The sequence below is a fragment of the Streptomyces colonosanans genome (genome assembly GCF_001866645.1).
GTDB lineage: Bacteria > Actinomycetota > Actinomycetes > Streptomycetales > Streptomycetaceae > Streptomyces > Streptomyces colonosanans.
Window position 1 is genome coordinate 39,151 of sequence record NZ_MLYP01000032.1, and the last position, 26,686, is coordinate 65,836.

At 70.2% G+C, this 26,686-nt stretch carries 19 protein-coding genes, 1 rRNA gene and 5 pseudogenes; 15 read left to right on the plus strand and 10 right to left on the minus strand.

Annotated elements, in window-relative coordinates; all coding sequences use genetic code 11:
• Positions 1-115: 115 nt before the first annotated feature.
• From BIV24_RS35295 to BIV24_RS12150, 4 genes and pseudogenes are all read left to right on the plus strand, one after another.
• Complete coding sequence (locus BIV24_RS35295; protein ID WP_425442562.1) at positions 116-238, plus strand: hypothetical protein; 123 nt, start codon at positions 116-118, stop codon at positions 236-238.
• 23 nt (positions 239-261) lie between these two features.
• Positions 262-1,341 carry an endonuclease/exonuclease/phosphatase family protein gene (locus BIV24_RS12140; RefSeq protein WP_079168210.1) on the plus strand — a complete coding sequence of 360 codons (1,080 nt, stop codon included), beginning with the start codon at positions 262-264 and terminating at the stop codon, positions 1,339-1,341.
• A 134-nt stretch (positions 1,342-1,475) separates the two neighbouring features.
• Positions 1,476-1,745, plus strand: coding sequence for a hypothetical protein (locus tag BIV24_RS12145; protein ID WP_143064601.1), 270 nt, complete (start codon positions 1,476-1,478; stop codon positions 1,743-1,745).
• Positions 1,746-1,780: 35 nt separating this feature from the next.
• A pseudogene (locus BIV24_RS12150) lies at positions 1,781-3,029 on the plus strand (IS256 family transposase).
• Positions 3,030-3,131: 102 nt separating this feature from the next.
• Here BIV24_RS12150 and BIV24_RS12155 read toward each other — a convergent pair.
• A complete protein-coding gene (locus BIV24_RS12155; RefSeq protein ID WP_245766775.1) occupies positions 3,132-3,944 on the minus strand; it encodes a hypothetical protein in 813 nt (270 codons plus the stop codon).
• A 354-nt stretch (positions 3,945-4,298) separates the two neighbouring features.
• Here BIV24_RS12155 and BIV24_RS12160 point away from each other — a divergent pair, with 354 nt between their 5' ends.
• Positions 4,299-4,700 carry a DUF6896 domain-containing protein gene (locus BIV24_RS12160; RefSeq protein WP_071366261.1) on the plus strand — a complete coding sequence of 134 codons (402 nt, stop codon included), beginning with the start codon at positions 4,299-4,301 and terminating at the stop codon, positions 4,698-4,700.
• A gap of 65 nt (positions 4,701-4,765) precedes the next feature.
• On the opposite strand, the pseudogene BIV24_RS36435 reads toward BIV24_RS12160, so the two are convergent.
• Positions 4,766-5,240, minus strand: a pseudogene (locus tag BIV24_RS36435) (response regulator transcription factor); the annotation flags it as partial.
• Positions 5,241-5,498: 258 nt separating this feature from the next.
• On the opposite strand from BIV24_RS36435, the gene BIV24_RS12165 reads away from it, so the two are divergent.
• Together BIV24_RS12165 and rrf are read left to right on the plus strand one after the other, a co-directional pair.
• A complete protein-coding gene (locus BIV24_RS12165) occupies positions 5,499-6,674 on the plus strand; it encodes a serine hydrolase domain-containing protein (RefSeq protein WP_245766776.1) in 1,176 nt (391 codons plus the stop codon).
• Positions 6,675-6,942: 268 nt separating this feature from the next.
• Positions 6,943-7,058, plus strand: a 5S ribosomal RNA gene (gene rrf / locus BIV24_RS12170).
• A 53-nt stretch (positions 7,059-7,111) separates the two neighbouring features.
• Here the strand turns inward: rrf and BIV24_RS12175 are convergent.
• The 3 genes and pseudogenes from BIV24_RS12175 to BIV24_RS36440 all read right to left on the minus strand — a co-directional run.
• Positions 7,112-7,978: a CE1 family esterase gene (locus BIV24_RS12175; protein WP_079168211.1), complete on the minus strand. Its 867-nt coding sequence runs from the start codon at positions 7,976-7,978 to the stop codon at positions 7,112-7,114.
• A 48-nt stretch (positions 7,979-8,026) separates the two neighbouring features.
• Positions 8,027-8,227 (minus strand): hypothetical protein, encoded by a 201-nt coding sequence (locus tag BIV24_RS34330; RefSeq protein ID WP_071366262.1) that lies wholly within the window; start codon positions 8,225-8,227, stop codon positions 8,027-8,029.
• Between the two features lie 14 nt (positions 8,228-8,241).
• A pseudogene (locus BIV24_RS36440) lies at positions 8,242-8,457 on the minus strand (transposase); the annotation flags it as partial.
• Between the two features lie 184 nt (positions 8,458-8,641).
• Here BIV24_RS36440 and BIV24_RS12185 point away from each other — a divergent pair.
• Positions 8,642-8,938: a hypothetical protein gene (locus tag BIV24_RS12185; protein ID WP_071366263.1), complete on the plus strand. Its 297-nt coding sequence runs from the start codon at positions 8,642-8,644 to the stop codon at positions 8,936-8,938.
• Positions 8,939-9,015: 77 nt separating this feature from the next.
• Positions 9,016-10,050, plus strand: coding sequence for a hypothetical protein (locus BIV24_RS12190; RefSeq protein WP_071366264.1), 1,035 nt, complete (start codon positions 9,016-9,018; stop codon positions 10,048-10,050).
• A 304-nt stretch (positions 10,051-10,354) separates the two neighbouring features.
• Here the strand turns inward: BIV24_RS12190 and BIV24_RS12195 are convergent, their stop codons facing one another.
• A complete protein-coding gene (locus tag BIV24_RS12195; RefSeq protein ID WP_079168212.1) occupies positions 10,355-11,269 on the minus strand; it encodes an esterase/lipase family protein in 915 nt (304 codons plus the stop codon).
• A 403-nt stretch (positions 11,270-11,672) separates the two neighbouring features.
• Here BIV24_RS12195 and BIV24_RS12200 point away from each other — a divergent pair, with 403 nt between their 5' ends.
• The 4 genes from BIV24_RS12200 to BIV24_RS12215 all read left to right on the plus strand — a co-directional run bounded on the left by BIV24_RS12200 (position 11,673) and on the right by BIV24_RS12215 (position 22,062).
• Positions 11,673-14,519: an AfsR/SARP family transcriptional regulator gene (locus tag BIV24_RS12200; protein WP_071366266.1), complete on the plus strand. Its 2,847-nt coding sequence runs from the start codon at positions 11,673-11,675 to the stop codon at positions 14,517-14,519.
• 319 nt (positions 14,520-14,838) lie between these two features.
• Complete coding sequence (locus BIV24_RS12205) at positions 14,839-18,135, plus strand: ABC transporter permease (protein ID WP_245766777.1); 3,297 nt, start codon at positions 14,839-14,841, stop codon at positions 18,133-18,135.
• A gap of 1 nt (position 18,136) precedes the next feature.
• Positions 18,137-20,902: an FtsX-like permease family protein gene (locus tag BIV24_RS12210; RefSeq protein ID WP_071366268.1), complete on the plus strand. Its 2,766-nt coding sequence runs from the start codon at positions 18,137-18,139 to the stop codon at positions 20,900-20,902.
• 203 nt (positions 20,903-21,105) lie between these two features.
• Positions 21,106-22,062, plus strand: coding sequence for an ABC transporter ATP-binding protein (locus BIV24_RS12215; protein ID WP_071366269.1), 957 nt, complete (start codon positions 21,106-21,108; stop codon positions 22,060-22,062).
• 54 nt (positions 22,063-22,116) lie between these two features.
• On the opposite strand, the pseudogene BIV24_RS31700 reads toward BIV24_RS12215, so the two are convergent.
• From BIV24_RS31700 to BIV24_RS12230, 3 genes and pseudogenes are all read right to left on the minus strand, one after another.
• Positions 22,117-22,310, minus strand: a pseudogene (locus tag BIV24_RS31700) (DNA-binding response regulator); the annotation flags it as partial.
• Positions 22,311-22,402: 92 nt separating this feature from the next.
• The gene (locus BIV24_RS12225; RefSeq protein ID WP_071366271.1) at positions 22,403-23,104 is read right to left on the minus strand and encodes an ABC transporter ATP-binding protein; all 702 of its coding nucleotides are present in this window, start codon (positions 23,102-23,104) and stop codon (positions 22,403-22,405) included.
• Between the two features lie 187 nt (positions 23,105-23,291).
• Positions 23,292-23,888 (minus strand): TetR/AcrR family transcriptional regulator, encoded by a 597-nt coding sequence (locus tag BIV24_RS12230; RefSeq protein WP_071366272.1) that lies wholly within the window; start codon positions 23,886-23,888, stop codon positions 23,292-23,294.
• Positions 23,889-23,975: 87 nt separating this feature from the next.
• On the opposite strand from BIV24_RS12230, the gene BIV24_RS12235 reads away from it, so the two are divergent.
• On the plus strand, positions 23,976-24,830 hold the full coding sequence (locus tag BIV24_RS12235) for an NAD(P)H-binding protein (RefSeq protein WP_079168219.1): 855 nt from the start codon (positions 23,976-23,978) through the stop codon (positions 24,828-24,830).
• 36 nt (positions 24,831-24,866) lie between these two features.
• Here BIV24_RS12235 and BIV24_RS31705 read toward each other — a convergent pair.
• A pseudogene (locus BIV24_RS31705) lies at positions 24,867-25,055 on the minus strand (transposase); the annotation flags it as partial.
• Between the two features lie 480 nt (positions 25,056-25,535).
• On the opposite strand from BIV24_RS31705, the gene BIV24_RS12240 reads away from it, so the two are divergent.
• Positions 25,536-26,567, plus strand: coding sequence for a hypothetical protein (locus tag BIV24_RS12240; RefSeq protein ID WP_245766778.1), 1,032 nt, complete (start codon positions 25,536-25,538; stop codon positions 26,565-26,567).
• The last annotated feature ends 119 nt before the right edge of the window (positions 26,568-26,686 follow it).

Genomic DNA, 26,686 nt, shown 5'->3' on the forward strand with positions numbered 1-26,686 from the left:
CCTCGGCTGTCAGTCGCAGAATTCCTCGTCTTCTTCGTCCTCCTCAGCCGTACCGCCCTTGATCGGGCACTTTGATGCGACGGCTTGACTGTCCACACACGGTGCCGAGTACGGGTTGTGCCAGAACTACCGCAACGAACCCTGGCACTACGAACTGCGCCCCAAAGCGATCGACGACGGCTGCCCGACTATGTATGCCTATGCCAACCCCACCCAGGACCCGAGGATGCAGCAGTGACCGGCAGTGAACCAGGACAGACGATGACGCAGGTGGACACGGCGGAGACCAGACAGGGCGGCACCGGTCGCCGGGAGTCCGGCGCCGAGACCTGGCGTGCGCGCAGACGCCGGGCGATACGCGCCGCCTCCCGGCCGGGGCCCTGGAAGCGCGGCCTGGTGCCCGCGGCACTGGCGCTGCTGCTCGGGCTGTTCATGCTGCTGCACGTGAAGATTCCGAACCGGAGGATCGGGAACCTGGGCAGCTTGGTGGAGACCTTCCTGCCGTGGTTCGGCTTGTTCATCCCGGTGCTGCTGGCCGGGGCGCTGTGGCGCCGCTCCGCCTCCGCCGTGGTCGCGCTACTGCTGCCGGTCGTGGTGTGGCTGAACCTCTTCGGCGGGCTGCTCGGCGACAAGTCCCACCCGGGCAGCGACCTCACCGTGGCCGAGCAAAACGTCAACGCCAACAACCCCGACCCGGCCGGCACCGCCCGCGACCTGGCCGCCTCCGGCGCGGACGTGCTGGCCCTGGTGGAGCTTACCCCGCAGGCCACGGGCACGTACGAGAAGGAGCTGGCGAAAGCGTACCCACACCACACGGTGCAGGGCACGGTGGGGCTGTGGAGCAAGCTGCCGCTGTCGGGCACCCAGCCGATCGACATCATGGACTACGGGCCGCTGGCGGACACCATGCCGGTCGACAAAAAGACGGCCTCGAACCGGGCGCTGCGCACCACGGTGGCCATGGACCACGGGCCGCTGACGGTGTATGTGGCCCACCTGGGGTCCGTACGGGTGAATCCCAAGGCGGGCTTTTGGACGACCTCGCGGGACATGGGCGTGCAGGTGCTCGGCAAGGCCATCGCCGCCGGTCCGAGTAAGCGGGTGGTGCTGCTCGGCGACCTGAACGGCACCATGGACGACCGCGCGTTCGCCGACATCACCTCACAGATGCACTCGACCCAGGACGCGGCCGGGGACGGCTTCGGCTTCACCTGGCCGGCAAGGTTCCCGGTGGCGCGGATCGACCAGATCCTGGTCCGCGGCGTGGAGCCGGACAGCTCGTGGGTGCTCCCGGCAAACGGCAGCGACCACTTGCCGGTGGCGGCCGGAATCAGCTGGTGAACACCATAAGGCTGGCGCTCCACCTGCTGCAGATGTAGGCGATCCGGCCCTCCGGCAAAGCGGGACAGGACCGTCGTGGCGACCTGCACGACGCGGTGGGCGGCGAGTTCGCCTTCACCGCAGAGCGGTTGGCCATGTCCACCGGCACCACGGCGCTTCTCATCGGCGACCTGGCGCAGGCCGAAGCGGAGGCCCGGCACGCCCTGGCGCTCCTCGGACAAAGGCCACAGGAGGAACAGTCCGCTCACGTGCGGGCGAGCGCGGTACCAGACCTCGCGCACGCTCGGCTTCTGGCCGACGACGTGGACGGCGTGGCGGAGAGCAATGCTCAAGATCTGTGGATCAGTACGGGCCGGACGCCGAGGGCGTACCTTCCCGATGATCCCTTGACTGACATCGTTTAGGCCCGCGTTGCAGCGCGGGTCGGGAAGGCACGCCCGTGCTCAGCGTAGTTTCCAACGACGGCTCCACCCAGTCCGGCTCCCTCGTCGACGAGATCGTCCGCGAGGGCGCCCGGCGGATTGGCCGCCGCGCTGGAGGCGGAAGTCAACCAGTACATAGCCGAGTTGGCGGGAGAACGGGACGAGCGCGGACATCGCCTGGTGGTCCGCAACGGCCACCACCAGTCCCGCACCGTTGTCACCGCGGCCGGTCCCGTCGAGGTTACCGCGCCCCGGGTGAACGACCGCCGCGTCGACGACGAGACCGGCGAGCGCAAGCGGTTCGCGTCCAAGATTCTGGCTCCGTGGTGCCGCAAGTCCCCGAAGATCTCGGAAGTGCTGCCGCTGCTCTACCTGCACGGGCTCTCCTCCGGCGACTTCGTACCCGCACTGGAGCAGTTCCTCGGCGGCGTGACTGGCCTCTCGCCGGCGACGGTGACCCGGCTGACGAAGCAGTGGAGCGACGATTACGCGGCCTTCCAGCAGCGAGATCTCTCGGAGCGCGACTACGTCTACGTGTGGGCGGACGGGGTCCACCCCAAGGGCCGGCTCGGGCAGACGCATTCCTGTGTCCTGGTCCTGCTCGGCGTCCGCCTGGACGGCTCCAAGGAGCTGCTCGCGCTCGCCGAGGGGCTGCGGGAGAGCACGAAGTCATGGGCCGACCTGCTGCGCGACTGCCGCCGCCGCGGGATGCGCGACCCGGAGCTCGTCGTCGGCGACGGCGCGATGGGGCTATGGCGGGCCCTGGCCGAGGTGTTCCCCGTCGCCCGCCACCAGCGCTGCTGGGTCCACGAAGCCCGGAACGTCTCGAACTGCCTGCCGAAGTCCGCACAACCGGGTGCAACGAAGGCGATGCAGGAGATCTACAACGCCGAGGACCGCGCCCACGCCGAGAAGGCGATCGAAGCCTTCGCGAAGACCTACAGCGCGAAATGGCCCAAGGCCGTCGCGAAGATCACCGAAGATCAGGAGGGACTACTCGCGTTCTACGACTTCCCCGCGGAGCACTGGGTCCATCTGCGGACCACGGACCCGATCGAGTCGACGTTCTCCACGGTCAAGCTCCGTACCAAGGTCACCCGCGGCGCCGGTAGTCCGGCCGCAGCCCTGGCGATGGTGTACAAGCTCGTCGAATCCGCCCAAGCACGCTGGCGCGCGATCACCGGACCCCACCTCGTACCCTTGGTCCGCGCCGGAGCCCGCTTCGAAAACGGCGTATTGGTCGAGCGCCAGCAGGAGGCCGCTTGACCAGGATGAAGGACGGCGGAAGCCGCCGGATCCCCCTGCGGGACGGTTCCTCCGATCGGTGGCCGCCCTCGTCGCGGCTCTCAGGGCCCAAACGGCTGACGATCACGTGTGCTGCATCCACACGTTGGGCTCGATGTAAACGCCCTGGTCCGTGTCCTTGTCGATGCGGAGCAGGCTGAGGCCCTGCGGGATCACGTAGTCGCCGGACTCCGGGAAAGCCAGGCCTGTCCACTGCTCCCACTCGGAGACGGTGCCGGTCATAGTCTGCGAGGCGGGGGCGGCGGTAAGGATGCGGGCACCGAGGCGTTGGTGGGTGCGGATCCACGGGTCGAGTGCGGTGCCATCTGGGCGGGTCCAGTTCATGAACGACTCTATAGACGCCAACGGGTACTGCGACTTCAAGGTGGGGCGGACCGGGGCGATGACGTGTTGCCAGCCAGCGTCGACGGCGAATCCGCGAAGCGCGGTGAGGGTCTCGCCGGCCAGGCCGCGGCCTGTCAGCGAGGGTGTGACCACCGCGCCGCAGATGACCAAGGTGTTGAGTTCGGCGCCCTGCTCGCGGTTCTCAACAGCACGGATGGTGGCGTCAGTGTAGCCGGATGGCAGTGTTTCGACGCTCCCGTCCCAGCAGATCGGGATGCCCCAGCCTGTGGCAACAGGCGTGCCCTGTTCATCGACGAGCATCACGTTCAGATCGGCGAACCACTCCCGGATCCTGCCGATGTACTGCTTGGCCAGCCGGTCGGCCGTGATGAACTCGGGGAAACCTTCGCTGAACAGTTCCTCCATCTGCTCATCAGACCAGTCCCTCGCGTCCACCCGTTCAATGATCAAGCTCATGAAGCGGTTGTAGCGCAGTGTTACCCACGTTGGCGAGAGGTTATCGGCGGCCTGCAACAGGCGCCGAACCGGCATCGCGTTCCGTTCGGCAGGACCTACGACGCATTGTTCAACGACTCCCGGGTCCGGTTGATGGACGACCAGCGACTTGACTACTGATCAGTTTCAGCCACGTGACATCTCCAAGCGCACGACTGCCCTGGGGTCGCAGGGGCACTCGGCCACAACTCTTGACATTTGCTCCCCAGCAGACCCCGCCTGGCGGACCTGCGGATTCCGCCCACACCCCACACCATCAGGCGACCCCAGAGCGACTCAAAGACTCACGAACCGCCCTCTTACTGTTCGTTTCAGAATGCCGTCCTGCGGAGGCGCTGGAGGCCCCATGGAACAATCCCTTCAGTCACGGGCCCAGGGGGATGACACCGTATGGAACGGGTTGAGGCTGCGCGAGACCTCGTACTCGGTTACGTCCGCGCTCTGAACGCGATTGATGAGGCCATGAGGGTGGCGATCCCCTCACTTGAGCGACTGGCGGACGTCGTCGGCCTGGCCCGTTCGCACCAGATCAGCCGGAGTGATCACATCGGCACCTACTTCTACAAGGTCCATGGGGCAGGGTGCCTCTTCGTGAGCGACAACGGCACTGAGGTCGATGTGGACTTCGCAGCCGACGGTAGTGAAACCTTCGACCTCTGGAGGCTGCGCGAGTATGGGCTGAGCCTGCCGGAGCCTCTTGACGTCACGGATCAGGACATGCGGGCCGCACTGCGGTCGCTGCAACCGCTTCTGAACGAAGTGCGGCAGGGGTGGTTCAGCGTAGCCAGTTAGAGAGAAGGCAGGCTGAGTTCGGAATGACGGTGTGCGGCCTCGCCCGCGACTCCGGTCGAGGGTGGTCATGTGCCGTGATTTGGGCCTTCGGAGTCCTGTGTCGTCGTGGCGTGTCCGTTGCACCAAGCCAAGGAGGCGGCCTCTACCGCCTCCGGGCCGACAGCCTGAACTGGTCGCTGGACAGATGCGTCTTGGCCGTAGACAGCGAGACGTACAACTCGGCGTTGGTACGGCCGAAGGCCACCAGCCGCGCCACGTCCAGCTCGCGGTCGTGAGCGGCTCGGCCGGGCCGGATTCGAGGCTGGCTTGGGGTACTTGGTGAGGTGCTTGTGCAGGCTGTCGGTGACCGAGGACCAGTGAGTCAGCCTGCAGCACGGACAGCCTCCGCAAGCAGGGCGGGCCCGGAATCCACGAGCAGGAACACGCAGACACCGCCGCGCAGTGCGTCGCAGACGTACTCGTCGAGGTGAAGGTGGTGACCGCGACCACCTGGAGCGGCGCGGGCACCTCCTGCCAGGCCAGCAGCGGGGGTGCTTCAAGGTCCAGCACCTTCGACGCCGCGAACCAGCGGGTCGCTCACGCCGGGCTGACCTCGGTACGACGACCAGTGATCTTCCCGGAACGTGTATCGCGGACGTTTCGAAAATCGCATACGCCACCGCAACAGTCTCCCGTCTTCAGTGGAGGCACGGACCACATTGCATCAACGGTCAGTTGGTCCATCGGGAGAGGACTGTGATCATGAACCAGGATTCCGTACATAGTGTCGACCGGCGGCGGCTTCTCGGGTGGGGAGGGTTGGCGGCCACCGGCGTGATGGCAGGCGCGTCGCTGGTGGGCGCCCAGCCCGGCCACGCCGACCAGGCCCCAGCCGACCCGATTCCGTCAGACACCCGGCCTGGCGGAGCCTACGACCGGTATGTGGCCAAGTTGGCCGCCGAGGGCAAGTTCTCGGGCGTGGTGCTGTTGTCGCACCGGGGCCGGACTGTGCTGTCCCGCAGCTATGGGTTGGCCGACAAGGAGAGGGGGATCGCCAACCACGAGGGCGTAGCGTTCAGCCTCAGTTCGGCGGGCAAGCCGTTCGGCGCGGTTGCCATCTTGCAGTTGGCGCAGCAGGGCAAGGTGAAGCTGTCGGACACGGTGGGCACCCATCTCAAGGGCTTCGCCAAGGAGATCGCCGAGCAGGTGACCATCCACCACGTGTTGTCCGGCACTTCCGGACTGGACAACACGAATGAGGACGTGCAACGCGTCTTCAACAGCCAAGATGACGTGCACGAGTATTACGAGCAGCGGGCCCGGCAGGCGAAGCTGATGGGCGTCCCGGGCGTTCCAGACACCGCCCATGAGGAGGCAGAGATCACCATTTCCGCGCTGATCGTGGAGGCCGTGACCGGCAAGACGTACTGGGACTACGTGCAGGAGAACATCTTCGAGCGCTGCGGCATGACCGGCTCGGCGTTCTACACCAGGACGCAGTGGCTCACCGACGAGCACATCGCGCACCCGTACATGGAGCTGGCCGACGGCAGTGTGGTGGACGCCGTCCGCAACCTGGACAAGAGCAGCCCGGACCCAAACGTACCCGGCAAAAATCCGGGCCGCGCCTTCATCGATGCCCCCGGGGACGGCGGCTTCGCCACCGCGCCGGATCTGGCCCGGTTCGCCCGCGCGCTGGGGGACGGCACGGTGCTCGACCGGCCCTGGGCCGACGTGCTCACTGCCGCGAAGATCCCGCATGGACCGGCGTCGTTCGGGGCCTACGGGATTCCGGTCTCCATCGTCAACGGCCAGTGGAACTACCAGCGCGCCGGTGGTAACCCCGGTGTCAGTGCCAACTGGGACATCTACCCCTACACCGGCTGGGTCGGTGTCATCCTCGGCAACCGCGACGGCGTGCCGCTCCAGGAGATGATCGCGCAGGAGATGCAGGCCGTCACCGGGGCCCCGGTCGGCGGGGGATCGGGCGGCTGAGCATCCGGCGGATTCCGCATCTGCACGGCCAGTGTCGGGTGCGGGGGCCTGGCCGGCACCGAAGAGGTCCCCAGACTCGGCGCCCTGAACGATAACGGCGACGACGAGTACTGCTCGTGCCTGGTCTGCACCCAGGGCCTTCGACGGGATGGCCCGCCCGCCTACTGCCGGGCACTCTCATAGGCCGAGGGCTTGTCCTCAGTTGCTCGCGTCCACTGTGTTGGCTCTGAAACCACGAACAGCTTTCCTGCTGTCAGTTTCATAGCGACTCGGTGGTTATAGCGTGAGGGAAACGCCCGATTACATTCCGAACCCGGAAGCTAAGCCTCACAGCGCCGATGGTACTGCAGGGGGACCCAGTGGGAGAGTAGGACGCCGCCGAACAATCATTAGCCTCAAACCCCTGCCATGGGCAGGGGTTTGAGGCATTTCTGCGTTCAGTGTCGCTTGTACTTCTTCAGGAACTTCCACACCACGTCGGTCGCGTTGAGTGCGTAGTCGGCATCGTCCGGCCATTCATGGCCCATGCCCTCGATGACGTAGCTGTGCACCCGGCTTCCGTCCGCGCACCTCGACATGATGGCCGTGTATTCGCCCGGCTTGTTCACCCGGTCGGTGGTCACACAGCCCAGCCGTTCCCGCCACGTCGCGATGCCGGCCTGGAAGTAGAGGCTCCCCAGATCCTTGGAGCCGACGATCGTGATGACCGGGACCGGCCTGGACGGCACATACCCCGGGTCCTGCGTGAGCGGGCCCGTGTAGCCGCCGCTGACCGGGGCGACGGCGGCGAAGACGCCGGAGCGTTCCACGGCCAGGCGGAACGACATGTCCGCGCCGTTCGAGAAGCCCGTGGCGTAGACCCGGGAGGGGTTGGCGTCCCAGCCGTCGACCAGGCGGCCCACCATCGCGGTGATGAAGCCGACGTCGTCCTCGCTGCCGCAGCATTCCAGGGCGTTGTATCCGCCGTCGAGGCCCTGCGGGTAGGCCACAAGGAAGTTGTGGCTGTCCGCGCGCTTGCTGAAGCCTGTGTAGGCCTCAATGCCCTCCGCGGTGCCCGGGTACCAGTGCATCACCACGACGAGGGGGAGTTTCTTGCCGGGGGTGTAGCCCGGCGGTGTGTGGAGTTTGAAGGTCCGGTCCTTGCCCTGCCAGGTGAGGGAGAGGTTGTGGTCTCCCCCGGTCGCCGCGGGCGCCGTGGCAGCCGCCGCCGGGCTGGCGGCCAGGCCGAGCGCGATGAGCGCCACGCTGATGGCGAGGGCTGACCAGCGCCGTATATGGGGGCGTTGTCGCCTTGTGTTGGTCATGAAGGGAAGGGTGCGGGCGGAAGAGGGGCGAGTCCAGACCTTGGGCGGTCACAACCCCGCAGCCCGACCGACCCAGAGCGGCGAGGACGGCGGGCACATGGCCACGGCGTCCGCTGCGGCCAGGTCCAGGACCCGGGCCAGACGCGGACCTAGGAAGGCCGCCCCGCCACCCAGGCGGACCTCGTCCAGGTCGACGTCGAAGACCAGGTGCCGGGCCGCGGCGGCCGTCGCCTCGACGTCGCGGCGCACCAGTCCCGCCGGCGCGAGGCCGGGATCGGCGCGACGCCGGCGAAGGAGGCGAAGGCGGCCTCGGAACGGAACCTGCCAGGGTGCGACCAGCTGACCAGGATCTGCGCCGCGGTAATCGGCCCGACGCCGAGCAACTCCAAGAGCTTCGGGGCATGCTGGCGGACGAGTTGGAGGATCTCGTTCTCCAACTCGCGAGCCTCGGCCTGAAGGTCCCGAATGTTTTTCGCGGTCCTGCAAGAGGACCACTGACCTCCGGGCCCGGCATGACTGTGTCCCCCTGTCGAACGGATGACCTTGGGGGGTGGTGTCACCGGGCCCGGGAGGTGCCGTCGGAGACGCTGATGAGAGGTCCGGCCACTGCCCGGTCCGGTGCAATGCCGGACAGTTCGCGGGCGGCAGGTCTGCATAACGTGGATGCGCGCGTACGACATCCGAACCGAGGCCAGGAAGAGTCAACTCCTCTGGAAGGGTGCGATGTTCGACACCGGAAACGTGGGCGTCTTCCTCGGCATGGACGTCGGCAAGAGCGCCCACCACGGGCACGGGTCCTCCCGCTCACGGTCGCCCGCGACGCTGGCTGCCAGGTCGGCCGCGTGGTCCTGGTCGAAGCCGACGAGCACGGTCAGCCCGGCGGTGATCTCGTCTCTGCCCCACGCACTTGACGAAGAACATAGGTGCGCCGTGAAGCGTGCGCTGTTCGAGTGGCAGTGAAAGAACGCCTAAGCGGCCGAGTGTTGACCGGCCGCGAGGATCGGCCGGTTGTCAGTGACCCTTCCTATGCTGACGCTATGGAGATCACCAAGCGGACACTTGCGGAGGCGTGGCAGCGGACGGCCGCCGGACACGCCCTGCTCCACGAGGTCGGGCTGCCGCCCGTGGCCCTCTCGGACGACGAGCTGGAGAGGTGGGCCGAGCGTGCTGAGGAGGAGGCGGAGGACGGCGGACTGTGTCTGCTGCTGGACGAGGACGGCACAGTGCGCGGCCATCACGGCCCCTACCGGGAGGTCTTTGCCACCCGCGTCCTCGAACAGGCGCTTTACCTGATCGCCGAGGCCGCGATGCGTCGGCGCGGCGGCAGCCTCGAGGAGGTGGCCGACGCGTTGGAGCGCATCGATCCGGTGTGGGGCAGACGGTTCCGCAGTGGCGGCTTGGACGACGCGGGGACGGTCGAGGCGTGCGGGCGCGACCCGCTGGAGGGGCTTGCCTGGATAGCGGGGTCCTGGCGTGAGCAAGACCCGTACACGACCCTTGCCTTCTTCCGCGCGGCGCCCGGGCTGACCGTCGACGCTGAGCGGCTGGCCCTGCTGTACGGGGCAGATCCCGCGCAGGTCGCGGCCGGCACGCGCCTGAAGGACCTGCAGGCCGTGGACAGTGGCCGGGCCCACTGGGACCGCCAGTGGGAAAGCTGCTGTTTCGGGCAGGCAGGCGGGTGGACGTTCCTGCTGTACCACGACACGCCGCCGGGGTCCTTCGCCGACAAGGAGGCATACGCGGCGCTCGGAATCAAGGAGAGCGTGTGGCTGACCGCCACCTCCGCGAAGGCCATCTACACCTTCGACTACATGAGGGACGGCGGCCGCGTCGACGATGACTGGGGTGTGCTGGAGCTGATCTGGTACGAGCGCGGCCGTGCCCCCTATCTGCGGGGCGGCGAGCTTGACTTCCTCAACCGTGCCGTGCGCCGTGCCGAGCTGGACCACCCCGAACTGACCAGCACGTTCGAGCTGTACTTCCATGCCTTGGAGGAGTCCCTCGGCCTGCGTCTGCCGCGCCGGGACTTCGCGGAGGGAGAGGTGCGGGCCGCGTACTGGGCCGGGGAATAGCGGTGACTACGGCGAGGGGGCGCTCAAGGGCGGCCGCGGGGCGCCGCCCCGGTCACCACCGGGACGACGCCCCGTCACGGTCTGTGGCCGCCGGCCCAGCGACCGCGACCTGCACGCTCAGTGGCGGCACATCAGTTTGACCTGCTTCCGTGGCCTCTGCCGAATCGCCCCTCATGATGAGCACCCTGCAGTACGCGCTCCGGGGCAGGGGGCGCCATCTGCCACGGCAACGGGAGTCGTCCGGGCGGCGCACTGATCGCTCGACTGGCGCCGGGACGGTCGTCGTCACGGCGACTGGGTCGGCTCACCACCGTTTGTGCCAGTACAAGGCGTTCATCGCGACTCGGAGGGGAGCGGCACCATCGCGCTGCCCTCCCCAGGCACCACCGTTGTTGGTGTACCGGAGCGGGAACGCGCCCGCCCTGCGGACCGTACGCAGTTGGGAGTGGCCAAGGTTCGCCCGCTCCGAGTAGCGCACCAGGTGCTGTGCCCCGACATCGGTGGGGGCGCCGTTCCCAGCGCTGACGGAGAAGTCGGCATTCGAGCTGACAAGGGTCCAGTCCGTTCCCCCCTGCGCCTGGGGGAGCTTCGGCCCGAGCCAGCGCCGGAAGGCTCCGTTCGGGTAGTACATCTCCCGGCATTGCAGGTTGGGGAGGCAGAAGGCACCCAGCCAGGCGGCCTTGTGCGGGGTGCCCAGAGTGACGACATCCTCCACGTACAGCTTGTCCGGCCAGGTCGGGTCGCCCTGTGCGTATCCGGCCAGCGCGGCTCGGATGATGAGCCCGCCCATGGAATGCCCGACGAGGTCGACGGTCTGCCCCTTGGAGGAGTACATGTCGTGGATCTTCCAAGCCAGCCCGCGTCCCAAATCTTTCAGTGACGTGTCGACGGTGCCCTTCTCTCCCGGGTCGATGCGAACATCGCACTGCGGATCGTCTTCTTTGTAGAAGCCGACGCGGTGTAACGTTCCCTTCCAGTTTGACCTGTTGAACAGCGTGGCGGCGGATTCCCACTTGCTACCGCACGCGTCGCCGGGTGTGTATCCCTTGACGAAGAAGACGGGACGCTGCGTGCTGTCTTTCCGTGGAGGTGCTGCGGCCTCTTTCACGGCCCCGGGTGCAGCCGCATCGGAAGAGGCGAGCGCGCTCGCCGTAGTGGTCATCGTGAGCATGAGGGTCGCGCTCAATATGAGCGTCGCGGAGGACGAACGGGGTCTCATGCGTACTCCTGTCGGTTGTAGGACAGAGCGCCGAGTGCAAGCGTCGCACCGAGAAATGCAGTCGCCGGGTCATGGCAGTTTCGCGTGAAAAGTTCCTTAGTCGATTCGGGTAGGGAATTTGAGCTTCCCCACCGAGATTCGCCGAACTGTGGTGCAGTCACGGGTTTGTTGATCGGTCGGGCACCATTCGGCCTGTTGACGTGGTCGGATCCGGCGCAACAGCATCGGACTGTGCCGGCGTTGCGCACTTGCTCAAGTCCCCCCCGTTTTCGTTCGTTCGGGTGCCGTGTTCTCACCATGCTGGGACGGCCTTTGGGAAACCTTCGGAAAGTCTTGAATCGGGATGGCGGTGTGCGCTCGCCTGCGGGTAGACAGTGATTTCGATCTCTACGGGGGGGCGGGGATGGCGGCGTGGTTCGGAGTGTTGGGCACCGTGGTGGCCTGGCAGGACGGGGTGCCGGCCGAGGTGGGGCACCAACGGCAGCTGCGGGTGCTCGCGGCCCTGCTCGTCGATGCCGGGCGCGCCGTTCCGGCGGACGTTCTGGTGGACCGGGTTTGGGGTGAAGCGCTGCCCAGGCGGGGGCGAGAGGCCCTGTACGCGTATATCTCCCGGCTCAGGCGAGTGCTGTTGCAGCTGAGCGCCGCCGGCATCGAGCGCACTCCGGCCGGTTACCGCCTGACCGTCGATCCCCAACGGGTGGACATGCACCGGTTCCACGACCTGATCAGCCGCGCACGTGCGCAGAAGGATGTCGAGCAGGCGGCGGCCCTGTGGGAGAAGGCGCTCGGGCTGTGGCGCGGCGAGGCATTCGCCGGCATCAGCACACCGTGGTTCGACAGCCGGCGGCACGTCCTCGACCGTGAGCGACTGGCCGCCCAACTGGACCTGGCCGACGCCCGCCTCCGGCTCGGACAGCACGACCGGATACTGGTCGAGCTCCTTGCCCGGGCCGAGGCCCACGCTCTGAACGAGCGCGTCGCGGGCCAGCTCATCCTCGCCCTGTACCGCGGTGGGCGAACCGCCGATGCGCTGACGCATTATCAGGCGATCCGGGCACATTTGGCCGAAGAGCTGGGCACCGACCCCGGACCGGCTCTTCGCCTCCTGCACCAGCGCATCCTCGGCGCGGACCCGGCACTCGACCTCGCGCCGGGAACGGGCGTCGTGGTGCACGGGGCGGCGGCCCCCGCCCGCACTGTCCCACGGCAGCTTCCGGCGCCACCGGTGGCCTTCGTCGGACGCGACCGGGAACTCGCCTTGCTGGACGCCTCGTTGAAGAGGACCGAGCACGACAGAGCTGTCACGCCCGTCTCGGCCATCGGCGGCGCCGGTGGCATGGGCAAGACCTGGCTGGCGCTGCGCTGGGCCCATGAACACCGCGACCGCTTCCCCGACGGTCAGCTCTACGCCGATCTGTGCGGCTTCGACCCGTCCGCCGAACCCACGCCGCCCAGCATGGTGCTGCGCGCATTCCTCGAGGCTCTCGGCACCACACCTCAGGAGATACCGGCCGCCCCCGAGGCACAGGCCGCGCTGTACCGCTCCCTCGTGGCCGACCGGCGCATGCTGATCATGCTGGACAATGCACGCGACGCCGACCAGGTCCGCCCGCTGCTGCCCGGCGGTGCCGCGAGCACCGTCGTCGTAACCAGCCGCAGCCACCTGGGCGGTCTGACCGCCACGCACGGATGCCAGTATCTGGACCTGGGCACACTCCCGGACGACGACGCTCGCCGGATTCTGGCAGGCACCCTCGGTCACGACCGGGTGGCGGCCGAACCCGAGGCGATCAGCGCCCTGCTTCGCCGGTGCGCGGGTCTGCCGCTCGCCCTCGGTATCGTCTCGGCCCGCGCCGCCGCCCGGCGCGACTTCCCCCTCGCCGTCCTGGCCTCGGAGTTGAACGACGCCGAGTGCCGTCTCGACGCCCTCAACGCCGGAGACCTTGCCACAGACCTCCGGGCCGTCTTCGACGCCTCGTACCGGATCCTCGACCACAGCACCGCAGAGACCTTCGCTCTGCTAGCACTCGCGCCGGGGCCGGACATCAGCCAGTCCGCCGCCGCCCACCTCACGGGACTCCCCGCGCACCGCACGCGGGTCCTCTTGCGCACCCTGGAGTCGGCACATCTCGTGCACCAGCACGTCCCCGGCCGCTACCGCATGCACAACCTGGTCCGGCTCTACGCCACGGAGCGCGGGTACGACCTGCCCGGCGACGTACGACAGGCTGCGTCGGAGCGGCTGCTCGAGTTCTACGGGGCCACCGCTCTGGCCTGTGACCGATTACTGTCCCCGCAGCGAACCCCGCTCACCGGGACCTCCGCCACCCCCGCCGCCAGCGCCTGTGCTGTCGAGAACACGGATGCGGCAATGGCCTGGTTCGAAGCCGAACACCGCTGCCTCCTCGCGGTCCACCGGTTCACCCTGGCGCACGGCCTGCACCCGCAGACCTGGCAACTCGCCTGGGCCCTGGATACCTTCCAGTGGCGGAGGGGGCGGCTACTCGACCGCGTCGCCACCCTGCGGGCAACCCTTCCTGCCCTCGAAGCACTGGGGGAACCGGCGTCCCTGGCCCTGGTCCACCGGCTCCTCGCCCGCGCCCGCATCCCTCTCGACCAGCACGCCGAGGCCCTGCAGGACCTACAGCACGCCCTCGCCCTGTACGAGCAGGCCGACGACCGCCCAGGCCAGGCCCAGACGCACCTGAACTTCGCGCTCGCCTGGGAACGGCACGGCGATTACTCCGAGGCTCTGCCGCACGCCATGCACAATCTGCGCATCCGTGAAGTCCTCGGCAACCCGCACCGGGAGGCCGAAGCCCTCAATGCGGTGGGCTGGTACCACGCCCACCTCGGCCACTACGACCGGGCTCGGGACCACTGCGAACGCGCCCTGGCCCTATGCCGTCATCACGGCTTCCCGGAGGGCGAGGCCTTCACCCTGGACAGCCTCGGATACATCGCTCACCACAGCGGCGCGCACGCCCAGGCCCTGGACCACTACGGCCGGTCCCTCGCGCTGCGCCGCCGGTTGGGTGACGAGTACGAGGAGGCCGACACGCTGGCCTGCATGGGCGACGTGTACCGAGCCCTGGAACGGCCCGCCGACGCCCATGACGCCTTCAGCCGGGCCCTCGGCCTCTACCGCGACCAGGACCGCGGCGCCGAGGCACGGCGTGTCCAACGGCTGCTGCAGGAACCGGGACCGGCCCTCAAGCGCGCCGAGGAGCCCCGCATGCGCCGAGGGTGAAATCGGTCAGGGAAGGATCGAGTCGACGTACCCACAGCGTTTTCACCCCGGTTCATGTGGCCTTCGACGACCCTGGAACTCCACGGGAGGATCAGTCCGGCGGCGACAGCGTCGAGGTCCTGGCAGAGGGAGCCGGGCGCCCGGGGCAGTCCCCGCGGCTTCGTCGGGAGGCACCCCGGGATTGCGGTCATAGAGCGCCGAATTCCGGTCACAATCTGGTCAAGCCCGCTTCACCACCGATTACCCCACAGCATCCGCTCTGACAACATCACCGGGACGTCTGGGCAACAACAGTGACCGGAGCCTTGGGGGAAGCTGGGTGACGACGTACGGGGGTAGTTTCGGGGTGCGTTCGGGGCGTACCACGCTCGTCCTGGCGAGGGCGCAGGCGCATCGCACGCTGATCACTGCTGCGCTCGTCACCGTCCTGCTGACCACCTCCGTGCTGGCGGCCCTGGCCGCCTACTCGACCGCGATCGGCGACGCGGCCCTGCGCCACTCACTGGCCGAGCCGCGCAACGCCGCCGATGCCGCGCTGGTCGTCAAGTCCGAGGTGGCGGCCGATCGTCGCCGGGCCGCCGACGTCGCCGTACGCGACGGAGCGCGCCGTACCTTCGACGGGCTGCCGGTGACCGTGCGGACGCTGGTGCGCTCCGGCCCGTACGCCCTGCCCGCAACCACCCGGGCCGCAGCCACCCAGCCGGGCGACAAACCCGACCTCACGCACTTCGCGGCGCTCGACTCCACGCAGGTGCGGCTCAGCAAGGGGCGCCTGCCACGCGCGGGCACGCCGGACGTCGAGGTGGCGATACCCGAGAACGCCGCACGGCTGCTGCGGCTGGCGCCGGGCGCCCGCCTCACCGTCACCGACCGGCTCAAGGGGCCGCCCGTGCGGATCCTCGTCACCGGCGTGTACCGGCCCGCCGAGCCGGCCTCCCCCTACTGGCTGCTGGACGAACTGGGCGGTCGGGGCGTACGGACGTCCGACTTCACCACCTACGGCCCCCTGCTCACGGCGCCCTCCGTCGTCACCGGCGGCCGGGTGAGCGACGGACAGTCGGCGTGGCTCGCCTCCGCCGACTTCGCCCGCCTCACCGCCGACCGCATCGACGCCCTGCGCAGCTCCGCGCGCACCGGGCCCGCCGCCCTGCTCAAGCTGCCCACCGGGACCGGCAGCGAGGGCGGGACGACCGCGAGCACTGCTCTCCCCAAGGTCCTCGACCGGGTCGAGCGCTCCCTGCTCGTCTCCCGCTCCACCCTCCTGATCGTCGCCCTCCAGCTCGCCCTGCTCGCGGCCTGCGCGCTGCTGCTCGTGGCCGGGCTGCTCGCCGCCGAACGCACCGGCGAGACCCGGCTGCTGCGCGCCCGCGGCGCCTCCCGCGCCGCCCTCGCCGGCCTCGCTGCCCGGGAGGCGCTGCTGCTGGCCGGGCCTGCGCTGCTGATCGCCCCGCTACTGGCAGGCCCGCTGATCCGGCTGCTGGCCGGGCAGGGGGCGCTGGCTCGGATCGGACTGGAGTTGGAGGTGCCGGCCGGCGGACGGCTCGGGGTGTGGCTGACGTCGGCCGGCGTGGCGCTGGGCTGCGCGCTTGCGGTGGTCCTGCCGGCGGTCGCGTCGACCGGGTTCCGCACGTCCCGCGCCCGCGCCCTGCCCGCTCCGCTGCGGGCCGGGGCCGACCTGGGGCTGGTGGCGGTGGCCGGGGTCGCCTACTGGCAGCTGGACCGCCGCACGTCGGGCGCGGTGAGCGCGGACACGACCGGCGCCCTGGGCATCGACCCGCTGTTGGTCGCCGCGCCCGCCCTCGCGCTGCTGGCCGGCGCGGTCCTGACGCTGCGTCTGCTGCCGGCGGCCGCCCGGCTCGCCGAGCGCGGGGCGACGGGCGGGCGGGGGCTGGCCGCGGCGCTGGCCGGCTGGCAGCTCAGCCGCCGCCCGGGGCGCGGCGCCGGTCCCGTACTGCTGCTCGTCCTGGCCGTCGCGCTCGGCGTACTGGCGATCGGCCAGGGCTCCTCCTGGGAGCGCTCGCAGGACGACCAGGCGGACTTTGCGGCGGGCGCGCCGGTGCGGGTCCTGGGCACCGATGGCGGCGAGTTCGGCCGCACGCAGGATTACGCGGCCGTGCCCCACGTGCGCGAGGCCGTCCCCGCCGTGCGGACGACCGTGCCGCTGTCCGGCGACCGCACGGCGACGGTGCTGGCGCTGGACACCGCGCACGCGGCGGACACCGTCCTGCTGCGCCCCGACCTGGCGCCCTCCCCGATGGAGCCGCTGCTGGCGGGGCTGGGTCCGTCGGGTGAGTCGGCGGGCGCGCGCGTGCCCGCCGGGGCGACCCGGCTGACGCTGACGGCGACCGTGCTCAGTTCGGTGCGGGGCACGGGGAGCACGGCGACCGTGACCCAGACACTGGAGGACGACCACGGCGTCCCCTACGCGTTGCCGTCCAGCGGCCTCCCCGTCGACGGGCGCCCGCACACACTGTCTGTCGAACTGCCGAGCGGCCACGGACCTTTGATACTCACCGGGGTACAGCTCGTGCTGCCCGTACCGTCCCTCCACGCCGAACAGCACACCCTGACCTTCGACGCCCTGACCGCGACAACCGCCGCCGGCACGGCACAGCAAGTGCCCCTGCCGGCGTCCTGGACGGTGGTCTCCAACACCGACGGGCAGGTCTCGTCCAGCCCCGGAACCTATCCGACCCGCCCGCGCCTCCGCCCCGCCGCGCACCCGACTCTGGTGTACGGCACGGGCTACGTCCCGTCCGACGAGCCCTGGCTCAGCCCGTCACTGACGCTGCGCATGCAGGTGCCGCAGCCCAAGACCACCGAGGTGGCCGCCCTCGCCACCGACCGCTTCCTCGCCTCCGCCGGCGCCCGCCCCGGTCAGACGATGGACATCGCCTTCGAGGGGCAGAACATACCCGTGCGGATCGTGCGCGACCTACGGCAGTTGCCGACGGCCCAGGGCGGGGAGGCAGACGGCGACGGCGGCGCCGTGCTCGTCGATCTGCACGCCTTGAACCGGGTCCTCCAGGCGCGCTACGGAGCCGCCCTCGCGCCCACCGAGTGGTGGCTGCGGCCGGACTCGCCCTCGGACAGCGCGGGCATCGCCACCGCTCTGCGCGCCCGGCCCGACCTCGATCCCGGGCAGATCGTCGTGCGCGACGAGATCGCCGCCGAGCTGCGCGACGACCCGTTCGGGGCGGGCCCGGAGACCGCGTTCACCGCGGCAGCCGGGGCGGCGGCGCTGCTGGCCGCGCTCGGGTTCGCGGTGAGCGCGGCTGGGGCGCTGCGGGAGCGGAACGCCGAGTTCGCGATCCTGCGCGCCCTGGGCGCCCCACGCCGCCGGCTGGCCCGTGCCGTCGTCACCGAGCACGGCGTCCTGGTCGCGCTGGCACTGGCCGTGGGCACGGGCCTGGGCATCGCCCTGACCCGCGCGGTGCTACCACTCATCGTCCTGACCCGCGAGGCCACCCGCCCGGTGCCGGATCTGTTGGTGGAACTGCCGCCGCTGCAGGTGGCCGCCCTGCTGGCGGCCGTAGCCACCGTCCCGGTCGTCGTCGTGACGCTGCTGGCGGTGCGACAGGCCGATTCGGTGCAGGTGCTGCGGGAGGGGGAGTGACATGGTGATCCCGTTCAGGCGTGTGGAACGTGCCGCCGTCCCCTGGGTCCGCACCCGACTGCGGTCGGCCCCCGGTGCCGCTCTCGCCCTCGCGCTGCTGGTGGCGGTGACCGCCTGCCTGTCCGCCGCATTCCCGCGCGCGCTGGAGCGGTACGAGGACACGGGCCTGCGCCACTCCGTCGAACAGGTTCCCCACTTCCGGAGCGTCGTCAGTCTGTCCGCCCCGCCGCCCGAGCCAGGCTCCCCGAGTACGCAGGACCAGCTCGAGTACGCACTGCACCCCGCCACCGTGGAGCGCCAGTACGACAGCATCCTCCGCACGGTCCGGCGCCCCTTCGTCCCCGACCCCAGCCAGTCGTCGTACGGCGTGACCACGTCCGAAAACCAGGTGGTGCCCGAGCCCTGGCTGCCCCGGCCGGACGGGCTGCCCGCCCGGGTCGCCCTCGTCGCGCAGGCGGGCCTGGCCGACCACGCCCGGCTGAGCGAGGGACGTCTGCCACGCGCGTCCGGCACGGTCACCGCGACGACGCCCGAGGTGGAGGCGGCGGTCAGCGCGGAAACCGCCAAGACCCTGCGCATCAAGGTGGGGTCGGTCCTGCACGTCCCCAGCGCGGGTCGGGATGCGCTCGCCGTCCGGGTCACCGGCATCGTCGCCCCACGCGACCGGGACGGCGCCTACTGGGCGACGGACACCCTGCTGCGCACACCCGTGCTGATGCGGGAATCGCCCGCCGAGCAGGACTCGCCCCAGTACTGGCTCGGCGCCCTGCTGCTGCCATCCGAGGCCGCCCCCGCGATGCTGGGCACCGACGGGAAGCCCTACTCCTACTGGCGGCTGGCCCCCGACCCGAACACCCTGCACCACCGCGACCTGGGCGCGTTCAAGTCCGCGCTCGCCGCCCTGATGTCGGGCCCCAGCCTCCAGCAGGTGCGCAAGGCCACCGACCCCCTCACGGACGCCGACACCGACCTCGACGACGTGCTCGCCTCCTACTCCGCCCTGCACTCCGGCGTCTCCGCGCTGATCTCGGTCGCGGCGTTCGGCAGCGGTACGGTCGCCGTCGTCGTCCTGGCGATGGCGGGCGGCCTGACCGCCGACCGCCGCCGCACCGAACTGGCCCTGCTGCGCGCCCGCGGCGCCTCGCTGCCGGGCCTCGCCGCCCGCCTGCTCGCGGAGACGGCGATGGTCGCCGTCCCGGCCGGGGCGCTCGGCCTGACCGTGGCCGTGTGGGCCCTCCCAGGCGCCCGGGCCCTGCCCGCCGTACTGGCCGCCCTCGCGGTCACGGTCGTCGCCTGCGCCGCCCTCCCCCTGCGCGCGGCGGCCGCCCACCGGCTCGTCCGCATCCCCGCGCTCCGCCAGGACGTGACATCCGTACGACCGTCCCGGCGACGTACGGTCGCGGAGCTGACGCTGGTGGCGCTGGCCGCCGGCGCGGTGGTGACCCTGCGCCGGCAGGGCACGTCCGAGGGGTCCGGGGATCAGCTGATCTCGGCGGCGCCCGTGCTGGTGGGGGTGATCGCCGCGCTGCTGCTGGTCCGCCTCTACCCCCTTCCCCTGCGTGGCATGGCCGGCCCGGCCGCGCGACTGCGCGGTGTGGTGAGCCATCTGTCCCTGGCGCGGGCCGGCCGCAGTTCGGCGTCCGCGGTGCTGCCGCTGCTCGCCCTGCTCACCGCCCTGACCACGGCCTCGTTCGGCGGCTCGGTCCTGGCGGGCATCGCCGAGGCCCGGGACCACTCGGCGCTCCTCGCCGTCGGGGCCGACGCCCGGCTGGAGTCGACGGTGGATGCCCTGCCCGCGGGGCTGACCGACCGGGTGCGCCGGGTCTCCGGCGTGCGGGACGTGGCTGCGGTGAGCGTCGCGTACCGGGCGAAGCCGAACAACGGGCCCCGGGCGGTGCCGGTGGTGGGCGTGGATCCCGGCGGCTACGCGGAGCTGACAAGGCGGACGGGGCTCGGTGCCTTCTCCGAAGGAGTGTTGAAGAAGGGCCGGGGCGATCTGGGGGCCGACGCCGTGCTGCCTGCCGTGGCCTCCCCGAGCGTGGCGGACGCCCACGGCTCGGCTCCGTTCCCCGTCAGCATGGAGGACGGCAGCAGTGTCACCGTCCGCATCGTCCTCGTTCGGGACATCACTCCGGCCGTGACGGCCGACGACTTCCTGGTGGTGGATCGCGCCGGCCTCAGCGCCACGGCGGCCAGGCCGACGGCGCTGCTGGTGACGGGCCCGGAAGCGGACGGCCGTTCCCTGCACGAGGCGGCCGGGCACGCAGTATCGGTCCGCCTCCGCGCCGACGAGAGAGCCCGGTACGTCGACTCCCCCCTCCAGTCCGGCGTGGAGCACCTCTACACGGCGGCAGTGGCGGCAGGCGCCGGCTACGCCGTGCTCGCGCTGCTCCTGTCACTCCTGCGCGCCGCGCCCGAGCGCATCGCGCTGCTCGCCCGCCTCCGCACCATGGGCCTCACCCGTCGGCAGGGCCGCCGCCTGCTCATCCTGGAGTCCCTTCCCCAGGCCATGCTCGCCGCGGCGGGCGGCAGCCTGACCGGCTGGGTCGCGATCCGCCTGCTCTCCCCCGGCATGGACCTGACCGCAGTGGCCCTGCCGCCCTCGGTCATCCCCCTGAAGCAGACCCAGCTGCACACCGACGCCTGGTCGCTGACGGTGCCGGCGCTGGCCGTGGTGGCGGTGACGGTGGGAATCGCCGGCATACAGGCGTGGTGGGCGGGGAGGAGAGGAGCGGTGCGGGAGTTGAGAGCAGGTGACACGAGGTGAGAAGGACAGCGCACCCCGTCCCCGGCGGCCCCGGCAACAGAGCCCGACGGCTTCGGCGCCAGACCCCGGGTGCACCGGCGACTCCAGCCCCTGACCCCGGCGGACTCCGCGGCCCCGGCCCCCACCCTGACGGCCCTCGCCCACACGCGGCAGCCCCGGCCCGCACCCGGCCGGCCGCGGCCCCCCATTGACCAAGGAGCCCGATGACGACGGATCCCACCCTCGCCGAACTGGTCGACAAAGCGACGGCCACCCGCACTGGGCCCGCCTACGGCCATGACGCCCTCATCACCTGCGACCGTCTGGTCCGTGTCTTCTCGACGGACGGCGTGGAGGTGCAGGCCCTCCAGGGCCTCGACCTGCTCGTCCGCAAGGGCGAACTCATGGCCCTGGTGGGCGCCTCGGGCAGCGGCAAGTCCACCCTGATGAACATCCTGGCCGGCCTGGACACCCCCACCGCCGGGGCGGCCCGGGTGGCCGACCACGACCTGATGGCCATGACCGCGAGGGACCGCCTGCACTACCGGCGCAAGGTGGTCGGCTTTATCTGGCAGCAGACCTCCCGCAACCTGCTGCCGTATCTCACCGCGGCCCAGAACGTCGCCCTGCCCCTCCAGCTGGCGGGCGGGCGACGCCGCTCCCGGGCCCGCGCCGAACGCGCCCTGGAACTGATGGAGTTGCTCCAGGTCGCCGACTGCCGAGACCGCCGCCCGCATGAGATGTCCGGCGGTCAGCAGCAGCGGGTCGCGATCGCCGTGGCCCTCGCCTGCGACCCGGCGGTGCTGCTCGCCGACGAACCCACCGGCGAGCTCGACTCCCACACCGCCCAGCAGATCTTCGCCGCCTTCCGCACGGCGAACGAGGAGCTGGGCACCACCATCGTCATCGTCACCCACGACCGCGCCGTGGCCACCGAGGTCCGACGCACGGTCGCCATCCGCGACGGCCGCACCTCCACGGAGGTCCTGCGCCGCAGCGAGGTCGACGAGACCACCGGCCACGAGACGCTGGTGGCCCGCGAGTACGCGATGCTCGACCGGGCCGGCCGCCTCCAGCTGCCCGCGGAGTACACGAGGGCGCTGGCAATGCGCGACCGGGTGGCGCTGGATCTGGAGGACGACCACATCACCGTATGGCCGGACGACAGCGGGCACAGCTGATCGCCGACCGTGACCGAGCAGAAGCTGCGCGGGCCGCTCACCACATCAACGCGCCTTGGCGGCCAGGTCGATGGTGAACCCGTCGGTCTCGACCAGCACGTCGTCCTCTCCGCCCCGGCCGACTCGGCCCGGTGCACGGCGGCCCGCAGCCGAGCCCGCGGCTCGTCCATGCCGGACGGCTTGGTGACGTAGTCGTCGGCGCCCGCGCCCAGCGCCTCCACCTTCTCGACCGAGGAGTGTTCGGCAGCCTCGGGTCCTTGCGGCCGACTATCCCGACCTGTGTGACGAGGAGCAGGTCGGGGGACGTCTTTGACGCAATCCTGACAGGCGGCGGCTTGACCTACTCCCCCGTCTCGTCCCGTATCTCCCCGTCGCGCAGTTCCAGCACCCGGTCGGCCAGGTCGAGCAGCGTCGCGTCATGCGTGGCCACCAGGACGGTGACCTGCTCGCTGCGCACGACCGCCCGCAGCAGTTCCATCACGGCATGGCCGGTCTCCGCGTCCAGCTGGCCGGTGGGCTCATCGGCGATCAGCAACGAGGGGTTGTTGGCCAGGGCGCGGGCGATGGCGACCCGCTGCTGCTGGCCGCCGGAGAGCTCGCCGGGCCGCTGGGCCGCGTGGTCGGCGAGGTCCACCAGGGACAGCAGCAGCTCGACTCGCTCCTCGCGCTCCCGTACGTCGGCCCGGCGCATGCGCATCGGCACGCCCACGTTCTCCGCGGCCGTCAGGATCGGGATGAGGCCGAAGGACTGGAAGACGAAGCCGATCCGGTCCCGGCGCAGCGCCAGCAAGCCGTCCTCGCCGAGCTCCGACAGGTCCAGGCCGTCCACAGTGACCCGGCCCCGGTCCGGTGTGTCGAGCCCTCCGACGACGTTCAGCAAAGTGGTCTTCCCGGAGCCCGAGCGCCCCTTGAGCGCAACGAGCTCACCGCGCGGGATGTCGAAGGAGACGCCACGCAGGGCATGCACGGCGGCGGCTTCCTGGCCGTACGACTTGTGGACGTTCTCGACGCGCACCATGGTCCCCGTGACGACCTGGCTCATATGTCCTCCCCTGATCCCTCGTGGGCCGAGCGTCAGTATCGCGGCCTTCCGCCCGGCTCTCAACGCTTCTCCGGCCCTTTATCCAACGCGGGAACCGAACTCCGAGGGGAGATGCATCGGCCGAGGCCGCGGAGTTCCGTCGGTGCCCCATGTCCTCCGAAGGACCCCATGCCGCGGGCGAGCTGTGTCACTGCAGTTGGTTGAATGCCTGGTCGGCATCGGCTACGGCCTCGGGGTGGACGTCGTGGGCGGTTCGACCGTCGGCGATCTTCTGCCAGTTGGTCCGGGCGAGCACCCGTTGGACCGCGAGTACCTGGGCGGCTCGCAGGCGTGCCTGGATGCCTTCGCCGAGGGCGTCCGCCAGTGCCTCCTCATCCTCGAGCTGGTACCGCGTGAGCCGTCCCGCCAGGCTCGGTGTGGTGAACACCAACCGATGGAACGCCACCACCTCGGGATGATCGTTGAGGCCGGTGACGGGGTCGTACCGATCGAGGCCGGCCCGGAAGTGCCGGTGCAGCGCCGTCACCGGCTTGATGCCGGACCTGCGGTCACGTACGACGCGTGCCGCCTCGCCCTGGTGGTCCGCAAACCGGTGCAGCACCAGGTCTTCCTTGGTGGGGAAGTACCGGAAGAGGGTCGGCTTGGAGATCTCGGCCGCCGCGGCGATGTCGTTGACCGAGACGCGGTCGAAGCCGCGCTCCAGGAACAGCGAGACGGCCGCGTCGCCGATGGCGTCGCGCGTCCGCTCCTTCTTGCGGGCCCGCAGTCCCGTCGACTCGCTCATCTGACCACTGTAACATTCATGACCGGGTTGCTTTTTTAACCGAGTAACGTTTCCATGGGCGGTGTGAATCAGACAGACATTCCTCCCGTGCTCGTAACCGGGGCGACGGGCCGGATCGGCCGCGTCGTCATCGACCAACTCCTCGACGCGGGCGTGCCGGTCCGCGCCCTCACCCATCGCTCCGAGGCGGCGGCAACGCTGCCGGCGAAGGTCGAGGTCTTCACCGGCGACCTCACCGTGCCCGAGTCGCTCGACCCAGCATTGAATGGCGCCGGTGCGGTCTTCCTCGTCTGGACCGCCCCGCCTCAGACCGCCGCGGCAGTCGTCGAGCGGCTGGCAGCCCACGTGCGGCGGGTCGTCTTCCTCTCCTCCCCGCACCAGACGCCGCACCCCTTCTTCCAGCAGCCCAATCCCATGGCGGTGCTGCACGCCGACATCGAGCGGCTCATCGCGGCCACCGGACTCGAGTCGACGATCATTCGGCCGGGGATGCTCGCGTCGAACTCGCTGGCCTGGTGGGCGCCCGCGATCCGGGCCGGCGAGGTCGTCCGGTGGCCTTACAGCGCTGCCGAGACGGCACCGGTCGACGACCGCGACGTCGCAGCCGTCGCGGCGCGGACGCTCTATCAGGACGGATACGCCGGAGGCGACTACGTCCTTACGGGCCCCGAATCGCTGACCCAAGCCGCGCAGGTGGACGTCATCGGTGACGCCCTGGAGCGCCGGATCGCATTCACGGAGATGACGCCGGACGAGTTCCGAAGCCTGTCGGAGGGTACGGCGCCCAGCTCGGTCGTCGACATGCTGCTCGCCGCGTGGAGCGCGGCGGTCGGACAGCCCGCGTACATCACCACTGCGGTGGCCGACATCCTCGGGACGGCGCCGCGAACGTTTCGCCAGTGGGCCGCCGACCACGCCACCGCGTTCACGGAGGGTTCGTAACTCCAGGGCTTGACTTGCTCCTCGGGCTGAAGCCCGGTCCGCAGGCATCGCCCGCCACTTGATTCCGTTGTCGACCAGGTAGCGGACCGCGTCCAACATCGCCCGGTGGCAGTACGCCTCCGGCTGCCCGCCCCTGCCCTCCACCCACCCCGGCGTGGGCAGCGCGATGCGGACCTGGGCCCACTCGGCATCGGTCATGTCCGACGGATACCGTCGAACACGCACACCATGGTCGACCGCATTCCCATATATGTGAGCGAGGCAATCACACGATGACACGCGGCAGTTGGACGCAACAGGCACGACCGCGACAGGCTGGGACAACAGGGCCTCTCTGCTGCTCGGTAGGACTTCGACAATCCCCGAACTGTGCAGGAGGCCCTGCCTCTATGCGCCCACGATCGAGACTCCCGTCCGATCGGCAAGCGCCCTGATCGTTACGACAACGGTCGGCGCACCGCACCGTAATCCTCCGGCCGGGCTGACACTCACGATCCGGCTTCCCCCGCGTGGGGGAAGCCGGATGATCCGTGGGATGGATGTGATCAGCGCGGGTGACGCGGAATCTTGGAGCGTCGGCAATCCGGATATACGGGGGTCACGGTGGTTGTTCCTGCGAACTCGGAGGCAGGTGGCGTTCCCAAGCCGCCGGCCGCAAGCCCGGGGCGGAAGTTGTGGTGGCGGCGGTGGCCTGTGTGGGCGCCCATGATCGCTGCAGTGTGGGGCGTGTTGTACGCCGCTGTCGAGGTCACCTGGGCGGTGACGGGCACCACCGTGCAATGGAAGGAGCACTCCGCGTACGCGCCGGGGGTCCAGCTCTTCCTGGCGGCCCTCGCGCTCCTGGCCGGCGGCGCCTGCCTGGCCAGCACCCGAACTCTCGCCAAGCTCGGCCGGGTTGCGGTGGCGACGGCGCTGATCGTGGCGCTCCCGGTGTTCGTCGTGGGAATGGCCGGGCTGCCGCTCTATTTCGTGGCAATTGCGACGCTCTCGGGGGTCGAGAGCGCCACCGGGCTGGCCCAGGTGCTGCTGAACACGGCCGGTGCCGCCCTCCTGCTCCTCGTCGGTTTGTCGTACCGCCGACGGCTGCGCGGAGACTGCCCGCGATGCGGGCGGCCGCACGCCGGCGCAGCCGACGGCCCGCTTGCCCACCCAGCCGCCTCCCGAGCCCCGAGGCGGACCCGCGTCGCGGTGTACCTGCTCATGGGCGGACTTCTGCCGTGGGCGGGAGCCAAGACCATCTGGACGCTGGGCGGCAACGCGCTCGGCGTGGCGGGCGATGACTGGCAGAGGACGACGAGTGTCGGCGCGTCGGGGCCGTCGAAGGCAACCGCGTCGGCGGGGATCGACGTGACCGTGCTGGCCGCGATGGTCGGGGTCTTCCTGCTGCTGGGGTTGCTGTACGCGTGGGGGCAGGTGTTCCCCCGCTGGACGGTGGTCCTGTCCGGACGACGGGTCCCGCGCCTGCTGCCGTTGATCCCGGCCTGGCTGACCGGCATCCCCCTGACGATGTACGGGGCCGTCCTCATCGTCATGGCCCCGCTCATGGCCGTCGGCGTGCTGCCCAAGATCAAGCCGTCCCCGCCGTTCACCACCAGTTCGGGGATCACTTGGATGGTCGAGTTCGGCGGCCTGGCATTCGCCGGTCTGGGCATCGGCCTCGTTGTGGCCGCCCGCTCCTATACCGCCCGCACCCACCCCGTCTGTGCCAGCGCCACGGCAACGGGGAGGCCCAAGTAGCCGGGTATCGGAATGTCAGCTTCCCGCTGGCGATCAATGAGCAGCCGCGGCGGTTCCCGGCCAAAGCGCGCAAGATCGCCCGTCAGGTCGACTGGGCTTTCGCACGCCCGGCACCGACC